Genomic DNA, 14,129 nt, shown 5'->3' with positions numbered 1-14,129 from the left:
TATGAGCTTACGTGAAAAAACCATCAGCGGCGCGAAATGGTCGGCGATTGCCACAGTAATCATCATCGGCCTCGGGCTGGTGCAGATGACCGTGCTGGCGCGGATTATCGACAACCACCAGTTCGGTTTGCTTACCGTGTCGCTGGTGATTATCGCGCTGGCAGACACGCTTTCTGACTTCGGCATCGCTAACTCGATTATTCAGCGAAAAGAAATCAGCCATCTTGAACTCACCACGCTTTACTGGCTGAACGTCGGGCTGGGGATCGTGGTGTGCGTGGCGGTGTTTTTGTTGAGTGATGCCATTGGTGACGTGCTGAATAACCCGGATCTGGCACCGTTGATTAAAACATTGTCGCTGGCGTTTGTGGTGATCCCCCACGGGCAACAGTTTCGCGCGTTGATGCAAAAGGAGCTGGAGTTCAACAAAATCGGCATGATCGAAACCAGCGCGGTGCTGGCGGGCTTTACTTTTACGGTGGTTAGCGCCCATTTCTGGCCGCTGGCGATGACCGCGATCCTCGGTTATCTGGTCAATAGTGCGGTAAGAACGCTGCTGTTTGGCTACTATGGTCGAAAAATTTATCGCCCCGGTCTGCATTTCTCGCTGGCGTCTGTTGCGCCGAACTTACGCTTTGGTGCCTGGCTGACGGCGGACAGCATCATCAACTATCTCAACACCAACCTTTCAACGCTGGTGCTGGCGCGTATTCTCGGCGCGGGCGTGGCAGGGGGGTACAACCTGGCGTACAACGTGGCCGTTGTGCCGCCGATGAAACTGAACCCGATCATCACCCGCGTGTTGTTTCCGGCGTTTGCCAAAATTCAGGACGACACCGAAAAGCTGCGCGTTAACTTCTACAAGCTGCTATCGGTGGTGGGGATTATCAATTTTCCGGCGCTGCTGGGGCTGATGGTGGTGTCGAATAACTTTGTACCGCTGGTCTTTGGTGAGAAGTGGAACAGCATTATTCCGGTGCTGCAATTGCTGTGTATTGTGGGGCTACTGCGCTCAGTGGGTAACCCGATTGGCTCGCTGCTGATGGCGAAAGCGCGGGTGGATATCAGCTTTAAATTCAATGTATTCAAAACCTTTCTGTTTATTCCGGCGATTGTTATTGGCGGGCAGATGGCGGGCGCAATCGGCGTCACGCTTGGTTTCCTGCTGGTGCAGATTATCAACACCATTCTGAGTTATTTCGTGATGATTAAACCGGTGCTCGGTTCCAGTTATCGCCAGTACATCCTGAGTTTATGGCTGCCGTTTTATCTCTCGCTACCGACGCTGGTGTTCAGTTATGCGCTGGGCATTGTGCTGAAAGGACAACTGACGCTGGGGACGCTGCTGGCGGTGCAAATAGTCGCGGGCGTGCTGGCATTTGTGGTGATGATTGTGCTGTCGCGCCATCCGCTGGTGGTGGAAGTGAAGCGTCAGTTTTGTCGCAGCGAAAAAATGAAAATGCTTTTGCGGGCCGGGTGAATGGTTGTTTTCGGTTCCGACAACGAACACAACAAACACAGCCTCACCTGGCATCAAATTTATGAGGAAAAAATGAAATTACTGATTCTGGGCAACCACACTTGCGGCAATCGCGGCGACAGCGCCATCTTGCGCGGCCTACTTGATGCCATCAACATCCTCAACCCTCACGCCGAAGTGGACGTAATGAGCCGCTATCCGGTCAGTTCTTCCTGGCTGCTCAACCGCCCGGTAATGGGTGATCCGCTGTTCCTGCAAATGAAACAACACAACAGCGCGGCGGGCGTTGTCGGGCGCGTAAAAAAAGTCCTCCGTCGCCGCTACCAGCACCAGGTATTGCTCTCACGCGTCACCGACACCGGCAAGTTGCGTAATATCGCCATTGCCCAGGGATTCACTGACTTTGTGCGCCTGCTGTCAGGTTACGACGCCATTATTCAGGTCGGCGGATCGTTTTTTGTCGATCTCTACGGCGTGCCGCAGTTTGAACACGCGCTTTGCACGTTTATGGCGAAAAAGCCGCTGTTTATGATTGGTCACAGCGTCGGCCCGTTCCAGGATGAGCAATTTAACCAACTGGCAAACTACGTATTCGGGCACTGCGACGCGCTGATCCTGCGCGAATCGGTCAGCCTGGATCTAATGAAACGCAGCAATATCACTACCGCAAAAGTTGAACATGGCGTCGATACCGCGTGGCTGGTCGATCACCACACCGAAGACTTCACCGCCAGCTATGCTGTTCAACACTGGCTGGATGTAGCCGCACAGCAGAAAACGGTGGCCATTACCCTGCGCGAACTGGCACCGTTCGACAAACGTCTCGGCACCACTCAACAAGCGTATGAAAAAGCCTTTGCCGGGGTGGTCAATCGCATTCTCGACGAAGGCTATCAGGTCATTGCGCTCTCCACCTGTACGGGCATCGACAGTTATAACAAAGACGACCGCATGGTGGCGCTCAACCTGCGTCAGCACATCAGCGATCCTGCCCGTTATCACGTGGTGATGGATGAGCTCAACGATCTGGAAATGGGCAAAATCCTCGGTGCCTGTGAACTCACCGTCGGTACGCGCCTGCACTCTGCCATTATCTCGATGAATTTCTCCACTCCGGCAATTGCCATCAACTACGAACACAAATCCGCCGGGATTATGCAGCAGCTTGGGCTACCTGAGATGGCGATTGATATCCGTCATTTATTAGACGGCAGCCTGCAAGCGATGGTTGCGGATACCTTAGGCCAGCTTCCGGAGCTGAATACACGACTTAACGAAGCCGTCAGTCGCGAACGCCAGGCAGGAATGCAGATGGTGCAATCTGTGCTCGAGCGCATCGGGGAGGCGAAATGAAGGTCGGCTTCTTCTTATTGAAATTTCCGCTGTCGTCGGAAACCTTCGTTCTCAACCAAATCACTGCGTTTATTGATATGGGCTTTGAGGTGGAGATTGTCGCACTGCAAAAAGGCGATACGCAAAACACCCACGCGGCATGGACGAAATATAACCTTGCCGCCAGAACTAGCTGGTTACAGGACGAACCACAAGGCAAAGTGGCGAAACTGCGCCACCGCGCCAGCCAGACCTTACGCGGCATTCATCGTAAAAATACCTGGCAGGCGCTCAACCTCAAACGCTATGGTGCTGAGTCGCGGAACCTGATTTTGTCTGCCATTTGTGGTCAGGTCGCAACACCGTTTCATGCTGATGTGTTTATCGCACATTTTGGCCCTGCGGGGGTAACCGCAGCAAAACTACGGGAACTGGGTGTCATTCGCGGCAAAATTGCCACTATCTTCCACGGCATTGATATCTCCAGTCGGGAAGTGCTCAACCATTACACTCCCGAATATCAACAACTGTTTCGCCGTGGCGATTTGATGCTACCGATTAGCGATCTGTGGGCCGCAAGGCTGCAAAAAATGGGCTGCCCGAGGGAAAAAATTGCCGTATCGCGCATGGGTGTAGACATGACGCGCTTTAGCCCGCGTCCGGTAAAAGCGCCTGCAACGCCGCTGGAAATCATTTCCGTCGCACGCTTAACCGAGAAAAAAGGCCTGCATGTGGCGATCGAAGCCTGCCGTCAGTTGAAAGAGCAGGGCGTGGCATTTCGCTATCGCATCCTCGGCATTGGCCCGTGGGAACGACGCCTGCGCACCCTCATCGAACAATATCAACTGGAAGATGTGGTAGAGATGCCGGGCTTTAAACCAAGCCACGAAGTGAAGGCGATGCTCGACGACGCGGATGTCTTCCTGTTGCCTTCGGTAACGGGTGCTGACGGTGATATGGAAGGTATTCCGGTGGCGCTAATGGAAGCGATGGCAGTCGGTATTCCGGTTGTTTCTACTCTGCATAGCGGAATTCCGGAACTGGTGGAGGCCGATAAATCCGGCTGGCTGGTGCCTGAGAACGATGCTCGTGCACTGGCGCAACGTCTGGCGGCGTTTAGCCAGCTGGACACCGACGAACTTACTACGGTTGTCAAACGTGCGCGCGAAAAAGTCGAACACGATTTTAACCAGCAGGTGATTAACCGAGAACTCGCCAGCTTGTTGCAGGCTTTATAGAGGAGAACGCATGCCATTTAAAAAACTCTCCCGACGCACCTTCCTGACGGCAAGCTCGGTGCTTGCCTTCCTCCATACCCCTTTCGCTCGCGCACTTCCTGCCCGACAAAGCGTCAATATCAACGACTACAATCCACACGACTGGATCGCCTCATTTAAACAAGCCTTCAGCGAAGGGCAAACGGTCGTCGTGCCTGCCGGATTGGTTTGCGACAATATCAACACTGGCATCTTCATCCCCCCTGGCAAAACGTTACACATCCTGGGAAGCCTGCGCGGCAACGGCAGAGGGCGATTTGTCTTACAGGACGGCAGCCAGGTGACAGGGGAGAAGGGCGGCAGTATGCATAACATCACCCTGGATGTGCGCGGTTCTGACTGCACCATCAAAGGGCTGGCGATGAGCGGCTTTGGCCCGGTAACGCAGATTTATATCGGTGGCAAAAACAAACGGGTCATGCGCAACCTGACCATCAATAACCTCACCGTTAGCCACGCTAACTACGCTATCTTACGCCAGGGATTTCATAACCAGATTATCGGTGCCAACATCACCAACTGTAAGTTCAGCGACTTACAGGGCGACGCCATTGAATGGAACGTGGCAATTAACGACAGTGATATTTTGATCTCCGACCATGTCATCGAGCGCATCAACTGTACTAACGGCAAAATCAACTGGGGCATTGGCATAGGCCTTGCGGGAAGCACTTACGATAATAATTACCCGGAAGATCAGGCAGTGAAAAACTTTGTCGTGGCGAATATCACGGGATCGGATTGTCGGCAGTTGATACATGTTGAAAATGGTAAACATTTTGTTATTCGTAATATCAAAGCCCGCAATATCACGCCGGATTTCAGTAAGAAAGCAGGCATTGATAACGCCACAGTCGCTATTTACGGTTGTGACAATTTCGTGATTGATAATATTGAAATGATTAATAGCGCCGGGATGTTAATCGGCTATGGGGTAATTAAAGGCAAATATCTCTCGATACCGCAAAATTTCCGAGTGAATAATATTCAGCTGGATAACACCTACCTTGCTTACAAATTGCGCGGCATCCAAATCTCTGCCGGGAATGCCGTCTCCTTTGTGGCACTGACTAACATTGAGATGAAGCGTGCGTCGCTTGAGCTACACAATAAACCGCAACACCTTTTTATGCGAAATATCAATGTGATGCAGGAATCCTCTGTTGGACCTGCATTGAGCATGAACTTCGACATGCGCAAAGACATTCGTGGCGTCTTTATGGCGAAAAAAGAAACACTGCTGTCTCTTGCAAATGTTCATGCGGTGAATGAAAGAGGGCAAAGCTCCGTCGATATCGACAGGATAAATCACCATATTGTTAATGTGGAAAAGATTAACTTTAGATTGCCGGAACGGAGGGAGTAGATTTGCGACCATTCCTGGAAAAATGGAGCCATACTTAGGAACAATGCTACTGCAATCCACAACGAAGCGGCGTAACATCACAAGTAATTCAGTAATCAATTCAGGGTAATTGATGCTGGCGAAAAAAATCGAACAAGCTATAATTCAGCAACCATTTTACAGGTGGATGAAATAATGACGAATTTAAAAGCAGTTATTCCTGTAGCGGGTCTTGGGATGCATATGTTGCCTGCCACTAAGGCGATTCCCAAAGAGATGCTACCGATCGTCGACAAGCCAATGATTCAGTACATTGTTGACGAGATTGTGGCTGCAGGGATCAAAGAAATCCTCCTGGTAACTCACGCGTCCAAGAACGCGGTCGAAAACCACTTCGACACCTCGTATGAATTAGAATCTCTCCTTGAGCAGCGCGTGAAGCGTCAACTGCTGGCGGAAGTTCAGTCCATCTGCCCGCCGGGCGTGACCATTATGAACGTGCGTCAGGGCGAACCTTTAGGTTTAGGCCACTCCATTTTATGTGCACGACCCGCCATTGGTGACAATCCATTTGTCGTGGTACTGCCAGACGTTGTGATCGACGACGCGAGTGCCGATCCGCTGCGTTACAACCTTGCTGCCATGATTGCGCGCTTCAATGAAACAGGCCGTAGCCAGGTGCTGGCAAAACGTATGCCGGGTGACCTCTCTGAATACTCGGTCATCCAGACCAAAGAACCGCTGGATCGCGAAGGTAAAGTCAGCCGCATTGTTGAATTCATCGAAAAACCGGATCAGCCGCAAACACTGGACTCAGACATCATGGCCGTTGGTCGCTATGTGCTTTCTGCCGATATTTGGCCGGAACTTGAACGCACTCAGCCTGGTGCATGGGGACGTATTCAACTGACTGATGCCATCGCTGAACTGGCGAAAAAACAGTCCGTTGATGCCATGCTGATGACAGGTGACAGCTACGACTGCGGTAAAAAAATGGGTTATATGCAGGCATTTGTGAAGTATGGACTACGCAACCTCAAAGAAGGGGCGAAGTTCCGTAAAGGGATTGAGAAGCTGTTAAGCGAATAATGAAAATCTGACCGGATGTAACGGTTGATAAGAAAATTATAACGGCAGTGAAGATTCGTGGCGAAAGTAATTTGTTGCGAATATTCCTGCCGTTGTTTTATATAAACAATCAGAATAACAACGAGTTAGCAATAGGATTTTAGTCAAAGTTTTCCAGGATTTTCCTTGTTTCCAGAGCGGATTGGTAAGACAATTAGCGTTTGAATTTTTCGGGTTTAGCGCGAGTGGGTAACGCTCGTCACATCGTAGGCATGCATGCAGTACTCTGGTAGCTGTAAAGCCAGGGGCGGTAGCGTGCATTAATACCTCTATTAATCAAATCTGGAGCAGTCTATTTCACAGCATGCTCTCTGGCTATATGGAATAAAAAAGTGAAGATACTTGTTACTGGTGGCGCAGGATTTATTGGTTCTGCTGTTGTTCGTCACATAATAAATAATACGCAAGATAGTGTTGTTAATGTCGATAAATTAACCTACGCCGGAAATCTGGAATCGCTCGCTGAAATTTCTGATTCTGAACGTTATTCATTTGAGCATGCAGATATCTGTGATGCCGCAGCGATGGCTCGTATTTTTTCACAACACCAGCCAGATGCGGTAATGCACCTGGCGGCTGAGAGCCACGTTGACCGCTCAATAACTGGTCCGGCGGCATTCATTGAAACTAATATTGTAGGTACTTACGTACTTTTAGAAGCAGCGCGCAATTATTGGTCTGGTCTGGATGATGAAAAGAAAAAAAACTTTCGCTTTCATCATATTTCTACTGATGAAGTGTATGGTGACTTACCCCATCCGGATGAAGTAAATAGCAATGAAACATTGCCGTTATTTACGGAAACGACAGCATACGCGCCAAGTAGTCCATATTCTGCTTCTAAAGCGTCAAGCGATCATTTGGTTCGCGCATGGAAACGTACTTATGGTTTACCGACAATCGTGACTAATTGCTCGAACAACTATGGCCCTTATCATTTCCCGGAAAAGCTTATTCCACTGGTTATTCTTAATGCACTGGAAGGTAAGGCATTACCTATTTATGGCAAAGGAGATCAAATTCGCGACTGGTTGTATGTAGAGGATCATGCTCGTGCGCTATATACCGTAGTTACTGAAGGTAAAGCGGGTGAAACCTATAACATTGGCGGACACAACGAAAAGAAAAACATCGATGTTGTGCTGACTATTTGTGATTTGTTGGATGAGATAGTCCCGAAAGAGAAATCTTATCGTGAGCAAATTACTTATGTTGCTGATCGCCCAGGACACGATCGCCGTTATGCGATTGATGCTGAGAAGATTAGTCGCGAATTGGGTTGGAAACCACAGGAAACGTTTGAGAGCGGGATTCGGAAGACAGTAGAATGGTACCTGTCCAATACAAAATGGGTTGATAATGTGAAAAGTGGCGCCTATCAATCGTGGATTGAACAAAACTATGAGGGACGCCAGTAATGAATATCCTCCTATTCGGCAAAACAGGGCAGGTAGGTTGGGAACTACAGCGTGCTCTGGCACCTCTGGGTAATTTGATTGCTCTTGATGTTCACTCCACTGATTATTGTGGTGATTTTAGTAATCCTGAAGGTGTAGCTGAAACCGTAAGAAGCATTCGGCCTGATATTATTGTCAACGCAGCCGCTCACACCGCAGTTGACAAAGCAGAATCAGAACCGGAGTTTGCACAATTACTTAACGCGACAAGTGTCGAAGCGATTGCGAAAGCAGCCAATGAAGTCGGCTCCTGGGTTATTCACTACTCTACTGACTACGTATTTCCGGGAACCGGTGAAATACCATGGCAGGAGGCGGATGCAACCGCACCGCTAAATGTTTACGGTGAAACCAAGTTAGCCGGAGAAAAAGCATTACAAGAGCATTGTGTGAAGCACCTTATTTTCCGGACCAGCTGGGTCTATGCAGGTAAAGGAAATAACTTCGCCAAAACGATGTTACGTCTGGCAAAAGAGCGTGAAGAATTGGCCGTTATTAACGATCAGTTTGGTGCGCCAACAGGTGCTGAGCTGCTGGCTGATTGTACAGCACATGCCATTCGTGTCGCACTGAATAAACCAGAAGTCGCAGGCTTGTACCATTTGGTAGCCAGTGGTACCACAACCTGGCACGATTATGCTGCGCTGGTTTTTGAAGAGGCGCGCAAAGCAGGCATTCCCCTCGCACTCAACAAACTCAATGCGGTACCAACAACAGCCTATCCTACACCAGCTCGTCGTCCACATAACTCTCGCCTTAATACAGAAAAATTTCAGCAGAACTTTGCGCTTGTCTTGCCTGACTGGCAGGTTGGCGTGAAACGCATGCTCAACGAATTATTTACGACTACAGCAATTTAATAGTTTTTGCATCTTGTTCGTGATGGTGGAACAAGATGAATTAAAAGGAATGATGAAATGAAAACGCGTAAAGGTATTATTTTAGCAGGTGGTTCTGGTACTCGTCTTTATCCTGTGACTATGGCAGTCAGTAAACAGCTGTTACCTATTTATGATAAACCGATGATCTATTACCCGCTCTCTACACTGATGTTGGCGGGTATTCGCGATATTCTAATTATAAGTACGCCACAGGATACTCCTCGTTTTCAACAACTGCTGGGTGACGGGAGTCAGTGGGGCCTTAATCTTCAGTACAAAGTGCAACCGAGCCCAGATGGTCTTGCGCAGGCATTTATCATCGGTAAAGAGTTTATCGGTAGTGATGATTGTGCTCTGGTTCTCGGTGATAATATCTTCTACGGTCACGATCTGCCGAAGTTAATGGATGCCGCTGTTAACAAAGAAAGTGGTGCAACGGTATTTGCCTATCACGTTAATGATCCTGAACGCTATGGTGTCGTTGAGTTTGACAAAAACGGTACGGCAATTAGCCTGGAAGAAAAACCGCTACAGCCAAAAAGTAATTATGCGGTAACTGGGCTTTATTTCTATGATAACGACGTTGTAGAAATGGCAAAAAATCTTAAGCCATCTGCCCGAGGTGAACTGGAAATTACCGATATTAATCGTATCTATATGGAACAGGGGCGTTTGTCTGTCGCTATGATGGGGCGTGGTTATGCATGGCTGGATACAGGGACGCATCAAAGCCTTATTGAAGCAAGTAACTTCATTGCCACCATTGAAGAGCGTCAGGGATTAAAAGTATCTTGCCCGGAAGAGATTGCTTATCGTAAAGGGTTTATTGATGCTGAGCAGGTAAAAGTATTAGCCGAACCGCTTATCAAGAATCAATATGGTCAATATTTGCTGAAAATGATCAGCGAATAGTATGTGGGAACTCAATGATGGATATTAAATTAATCTCTTTGCAAAAACATGGGGATGAGCGTGGTGCATTAATTGCTCTTGAAGAGCAACGAAATATACCTTTCGAAGTCAAAAGAATATATTACATACTCGAGACTCTTAAGGGAGTAAGACGCGGATTTCATGCGCACAAGGTTACTCGTCAGTTAGCTATTGTAGTCAAGGGAGCTTGTAAATTTCATCTGGATAATGGTAAAGAAACAAAGCAGGTGGAACTTAATGATCCAACAATTGCGTTGCTGATAGAACCCTATATATGGCATGAAATGTATGATTTTAGTGATGATTGTGTGCTGCTTGTAATTGCGGATGATTTCTATAAAGAGTCTGATTATATACGCAATTATGATGATTTTATTAGAAGAGTAAATTCAATTGAGAATTCATAAGCTAAGTGACGTCCAGACAACATCAATTGGTGATGGAACAACTATCTGGCAGTTTGTTGTAATACTAAAAGGTGCTGTAATTGGTAATAATTGCAACATCTGTGCAAATACCTTGATTGAAAATAACGTTGTAATTGGTAACAATGTCACAGTCAAAAGCGGTGTGTATATTTGGGATGGCGTTAAAATAGAGGATAATGTTTTTATTGGTCCTTGTGTAGCATTTACAAATGATAAGTATCCTCGCTCTAAAGTCTATCCTGATGAATTTTTGCACACAATAATACGCAAAGGAGCATCAATAGGTGCTAATGCAACCATCCTGCCAGGAATTGAAATTGGTGAAAAAGCAATCGTTGGTGCGGGGAGTGTCGTAACCAAAAATGTACCGCCATGCGCAATAGTAGTAGGTAATCCAGCTCGATTTATTAAATGGGTAGAGGATAATGAATAAAATTGATTTTTTAGATCTTTTTGCAATTAACCAGCGACAGCACAAAGAATTAGTCTCTGCGTTTAGTAGGGTGCTAGATTCTGGTTGGTATATCATGGGCGAAGAACTTGAGCAGTTCGAGAAAGAGTTCGCAGAATACTGTGGAGTTAAGTATTGCATTGGTGTAGCAAATGGCCTTGATGCGTTGATACTAGTATTGAGGGCATGGAAAGAACTCGGCTATCTAGAAGACGGTGACGAGGTATTAGTACCGGCAAATACATATATTGCTTCTATTCTTGCTATAACAGAGAACAAACTTGTTCCTGTTCTTGTTGAACCAGATATAGAAACTTATAATATTAATCCTGCTTTAATTGAAAATTACATTACGGAAAAAACTAAAGCAATATTACCGGTTCACTTATATGGTCTATTGTGCAATATGCCAGAAATTAGTGCAATCGCAAGAAAATATAATCTGTTGATTCTTGAAGATTGTGCACAAGCACATGGTGCAATACGTGATGGTCGCAAAGCTGGAGCTTGGGGGGATGCTGCAGGATTTAGTTTTTATCCAGGAAAAAACCTTGGAGCTTTGGGGGATGCGGGAGCTGTTACTACAAATAATGCAGAATTATCCTCAACTATAAAAGCTTTGCGAAATTATGGGTCACATAAGAAATATGAAAATATTTATCAGGGATTGAATAGTCGATTGGATGAACTGCAAGCAGCCTTATTGCGTGTAAAAATCCATACATTACCGGAAGATACTGCGATTCGGCAAAGGATTGCTGAAAAATATATTCGTGAAATAAAAAACCCTGCGATTACGTTACCAGTGTACGAAGGCCAAGGTGCGCACGTTTGGCATTTATTTGTAGTAAGAATCGCTAATCGTGAAAAATTCCAGTCATACTTATCAGAGAAGGGTATCCAAACCTTAATTCACTATCCATTACCACCCCATAAGCAGCAAGCATATCAAAATATGTCTAGTCTTAGCCTTCCAATTACTGAGCAAATTCATGATGAAGTCATTTCTTTACCTATAAGTCCGGTAATGAGTGAAGATGATGTCAATTATGTAATCAAAGTGGTCAATGATTACAAGTAATGAAAAAATTTCTTCAGGTAACTATATTATCCGCTATCTATACATTCATTAAAATGATTGCGGGTTTTATCATCGGTAAGGTAGTAGCAATTTATACAGGGCCATCAGGGGTAGCAATGCTTGGCCAAGTGCAAAGTTTAATCACAATAGTTGCAGGTACTACTTCTGCACCTGTAAGCACCGGTCTTGTTCGATATACTGCGGAAAATTGGCAAGAAGGACAGGAAGCATGCGCGCCATGGTGGCGCGCATGCTTAAGGGTTACTCTGTTTTTATTCTTGCTTATTATTCCCGTTGTTATTTTATTGTCGAAAAATATTAGCGAGTTACTTTTTAGCGATGGACAATACACATGGTTAATCATTTTCGCATGTTGTATATTGCCATTCTCCATTTTAAATACATTGATCGCTTCAGTTTTAAATGGTCAACAATTCTATAAGCAATATATATTGGTTGGGATGTTTTCTGTATTCATTTCTACTATGTTTATGATTTTGTTGATTGTAGCTTATAATCTTAAAGGTGCATTGATTGCCACGGCTATAAATAGTGCTATTGCTGGTCTTGTATTAGTTTTATTTTGTCTCAATAAATCTTGGTTTAGATTTAAATATTGGTGGGGTAAAACGGATAAAGACAAAATTATAAAAATTATTCATTATACTCTGATGGCTTTGGTTTCTGTTATCTCCATGCCTACAGCATTGATGTGTATTAGAAAAATATTGATTGCTAAAACTGGTTGGGAGGATGCAGGGCAATGGCAGGCCGTATGGAAGATATCTGAGGTCTATCTTGGTGTTGTGACAATTGCTTTGTCAACATATTTCTTACCAAGATTGACAATTATAAAAACAAGTTTCCTTATAAAAAAAGAGGTAAATAGTACTATATTATACATAGTATCTATTACTTCATTCATGGCGTTGAGTATCTATTTATTCCGCGATTTGGTAATAACAGTTTTATTTACTGAACAGTTTCGCTCAGCTCGTGAATTATTTTTGTTACAACTCGTAGGGGATGTAATAAAAATTGCTGGTTTTCTTTATGCATACCCTCTTCAAAGTCAGGGGCATACTAAACTATTCATCAGTTCAGAAGTGATTTTTTCTATGCTCTTTATCGTTACCACCTATATTTTTGTTGTAAATTATGGAGTACATGGTGCTAACATAAGTTATGTCATTACATATAGTTTATATTTTGTGTTTGCATTTGTGTTTACTAATTTTATTAATGTCAGAAGAATTAATTAAAAACAGAGGTTGAAATTGAAAATAATTATACCTGTCTTAGGATTTGGCAGGGCTGGTGGTGAAAGAGTTCTTTCTAAGCTGGCAACTGAATTGATGAATTATGGACATGATGTAAGTTTTGTTGTTCCAGATAATAGAACTAATCCATATTATGCTACCACAGCAAAAATCGTCACGAGTAAATCTAGTCAAAACCGTGTAAAAATATTGAGAATCATTAAAAATTACTATAATCTGTGGCGTAAATGCATAGAATTAAATCCTGATGCTGTAGTTGCTAGTTTTCATTTGACTGCCTATCTTGTCGCATTATTACCAATCACCCGTCGTAAGAAATATTATTATATTCAGGCGTATGAAGTTAATTTTTTTGATAATATAATATGGAAATTAATAGCGGGTTTAACATATTATTTACCGCTTAAAAAAATACTAAATAGTCCTAATTTGCTTCCTCATAAACATGATGATTTTATAGGAGTAGTTCCTGCAGGAGTAGATTTAAACGTTTTCTATCCGAAACCATCAAATAGGTTATTAAATGGTCACACATCAATAGGGATTATTGGTAGAAAAGAGAAGCACAAAGGAACTAGCGAAATTATTTCAGTATTGTGTTCACTGGAAAATAAAGTTGGAATTATAATTAATATTGCGATCTATCTTGAAGAAGTTGATAAGGAGCGTTTAATTGCTGCCGGGTTTCAGGTTAATTTTTTTCCGATTACTTCTGATTTAGAATTGGCATCTTTTTATCGAAGCAATGACATCATGATTGCAGCTGGGTTAATTGAAGATGGCGCTTTCCATTATCCTTGTGCTGAATCAATGGCTTGTGGTTGTCTTGTTATTTCAAATTATGCGCCACTTACTGAAACTAACAGTGTACTTAAATTAGTCAAGTTTGATGCTTGCAAACTTGGTAAAGCAATTAATCTTTGTCTCAATCTTGACCTAGAAGAAAAAAGCAAAGAAATCCAATCTAATATTTCTGTGTTGAATAAATATGACTGGAAAATTGTTGGTGAAACTTTCAATAGTTTATTGTTAGATGCAAATAAATAGTATACGTTG

General features: G+C 44.7%; 12 protein-coding genes and 2 pseudogenes. All 14 read left to right on the top strand.

The window, feature by feature from the left end:
- Position 1: 1 nt before the first annotated feature.
- The 14 genes and pseudogenes from wzxC to QUE74_RS13175 all read left to right on the top strand — a co-directional run bounded on the left by wzxC (position 2) and on the right by QUE74_RS13175 (position 14,120).
- Positions 2–1,480 carry a colanic acid undecaprenyl disphosphate flippase WzxC gene (gene wzxC, locus QUE74_RS13235; protein ID WP_000058420.1) on the top strand — a complete coding sequence of 493 codons (1,479 nt, stop codon included), beginning with the start codon at positions 2–4 and terminating at the stop codon, positions 1,478–1,480.
- 72 nt (positions 1,481–1,552) lie between these two features.
- Positions 1,553–2,833 (top strand): colanic acid biosynthesis pyruvyl transferase WcaK, encoded by a 1,281-nt coding sequence (gene wcaK / locus QUE74_RS13230; RefSeq protein WP_000770816.1) that lies wholly within the window; start codon positions 1,553–1,555, stop codon positions 2,831–2,833.
- Positions 2,830–4,050: a colanic acid biosynthesis glycosyltransferase WcaL gene (wcaL, locus tag QUE74_RS13225; RefSeq protein WP_000862693.1), complete on the top strand. Its 1,221-nt coding sequence runs from the start codon at positions 2,830–2,832 to the stop codon at positions 4,048–4,050. Before wcaK ends, wcaL begins: the two co-directional genes overlap by 4 nt.
- A gap of 10 nt (positions 4,051–4,060) precedes the next feature.
- Positions 4,061–5,455: a colanic acid biosynthesis protein WcaM gene (wcaM, locus tag QUE74_RS13220; RefSeq protein ID WP_001116071.1), complete on the top strand. Its 1,395-nt coding sequence runs from the start codon at positions 4,061–4,063 to the stop codon at positions 5,453–5,455.
- Between the two features lie 174 nt (positions 5,456–5,629).
- Positions 5,630–6,523 (top strand): UTP--glucose-1-phosphate uridylyltransferase GalF, encoded by an 894-nt coding sequence (galF, locus tag QUE74_RS13215; protein ID WP_000183060.1) that lies wholly within the window; start codon positions 5,630–5,632, stop codon positions 6,521–6,523.
- A gap of 371 nt (positions 6,524–6,894) precedes the next feature.
- Positions 6,895–7,980: a dTDP-glucose 4,6-dehydratase gene (gene rfbB, locus QUE74_RS13210; protein WP_000699449.1), complete on the top strand. Its 1,086-nt coding sequence runs from the start codon at positions 6,895–6,897 to the stop codon at positions 7,978–7,980.
- A complete protein-coding gene (gene rfbD, locus QUE74_RS13205) occupies positions 7,980–8,879 on the top strand; it encodes a dTDP-4-dehydrorhamnose reductase (RefSeq protein WP_001023640.1) in 900 nt (299 codons plus the stop codon). The genes rfbB and rfbD overlap by 1 nt, the downstream gene beginning before the upstream one ends.
- A 57-nt stretch (positions 8,880–8,936) precedes the next feature.
- Complete coding sequence (gene rfbA / locus QUE74_RS13200) at positions 8,937–9,812, top strand: glucose-1-phosphate thymidylyltransferase RfbA (RefSeq protein WP_000857537.1); 876 nt, start codon at positions 8,937–8,939, stop codon at positions 9,810–9,812.
- 17 nt (positions 9,813–9,829) lie between these two features.
- Positions 9,830–10,240 carry a sugar 3,4-ketoisomerase gene (locus QUE74_RS13195; protein WP_001350333.1) on the top strand — a complete coding sequence of 137 codons (411 nt, stop codon included), beginning with the start codon at positions 9,830–9,832 and terminating at the stop codon, positions 10,238–10,240.
- Positions 10,227–10,451 (top strand): annotated as a pseudogene (locus QUE74_RS29605) (acyltransferase); the annotation flags it as partial. The gene QUE74_RS13195 and the pseudogene QUE74_RS29605, both read left to right, overlap by 14 nt.
- A gap of 60 nt (positions 10,452–10,511) precedes the next feature.
- Positions 10,512–10,673: pseudogene (locus QUE74_RS29600) on the top strand (DapH/DapD/GlmU-related protein); the annotation flags it as partial.
- A 13-nt stretch (positions 10,674–10,686) separates the two neighbouring features.
- On the top strand, positions 10,687–11,793 hold the full coding sequence (locus QUE74_RS13185) for a DegT/DnrJ/EryC1/StrS family aminotransferase (RefSeq protein WP_001033087.1): 1,107 nt from the start codon (positions 10,687–10,689) through the stop codon (positions 11,791–11,793).
- On the top strand, positions 11,793–13,055 hold the full coding sequence (gene wzx / locus QUE74_RS13180) for an O2/O50 family O-antigen flippase (RefSeq protein WP_000714158.1): 1,263 nt from the start codon (positions 11,793–11,795) through the stop codon (positions 13,053–13,055). The genes QUE74_RS13185 and wzx overlap by 1 nt, the downstream gene beginning before the upstream one ends.
- 15 nt (positions 13,056–13,070) lie before the next feature.
- A complete protein-coding gene (locus QUE74_RS13175) occupies positions 13,071–14,120 on the top strand; it encodes a glycosyltransferase family 4 protein (RefSeq protein ID WP_000691393.1) in 1,050 nt (349 codons plus the stop codon).
- Positions 14,121–14,129: the final 9 nt, after the last annotated feature.

This window comes from Escherichia sp. 10290 (assembly GCF_030295155.1).
Lineage (GTDB): Bacteria > Pseudomonadota > Gammaproteobacteria > Enterobacterales > Enterobacteriaceae > Escherichia > Escherichia coli_F.
This window is presented reverse-complemented; position numbering and strand designations above follow the sequence as displayed.

Bases quoted from the DNA above. Each gene is read 5' to 3' on its own strand.
- wzxC (WP_000058420.1), top strand. From the start codon at position 2: ATGAGCTTACGTGAAAAAACCATCAGCGGCGCGAAATGGTCGGCGATT.
- wcaK (WP_000770816.1), top strand. From the start codon at position 1,553: ATGAAATTACTGATTCTGGGCAACCACACTTGCGGCAATCGCGGCGAC.
- wcaL (WP_000862693.1), top strand. From the start codon at position 2,830: ATGAAGGTCGGCTTCTTCTTATTGAAATTTCCGCTGTCGTCGGAAACC.
- wcaM (WP_001116071.1), top strand. From the start codon at position 4,061: ATGCCATTTAAAAAACTCTCCCGACGCACCTTCCTGACGGCAAGCTCG.
- galF (WP_000183060.1), top strand. From the start codon at position 5,630: ATGACGAATTTAAAAGCAGTTATTCCTGTAGCGGGTCTTGGGATGCAT.
- rfbD (WP_001023640.1), top strand. From the start codon at position 7,980: ATGAATATCCTCCTATTCGGCAAAACAGGGCAGGTAGGTTGGGAACTA.
- rfbA (WP_000857537.1), top strand. From the start codon at position 8,937: ATGAAAACGCGTAAAGGTATTATTTTAGCAGGTGGTTCTGGTACTCGT.
- QUE74_RS13195 (WP_001350333.1), top strand. From the start codon at position 9,830: ATGGATATTAAATTAATCTCTTTGCAAAAACATGGGGATGAGCGTGGT.
- QUE74_RS13185 (WP_001033087.1), top strand. From the start codon at position 10,687: ATGAATAAAATTGATTTTTTAGATCTTTTTGCAATTAACCAGCGACAG.
- wzx (WP_000714158.1), top strand. From the start codon at position 11,793: ATGAAAAAATTTCTTCAGGTAACTATATTATCCGCTATCTATACATTC.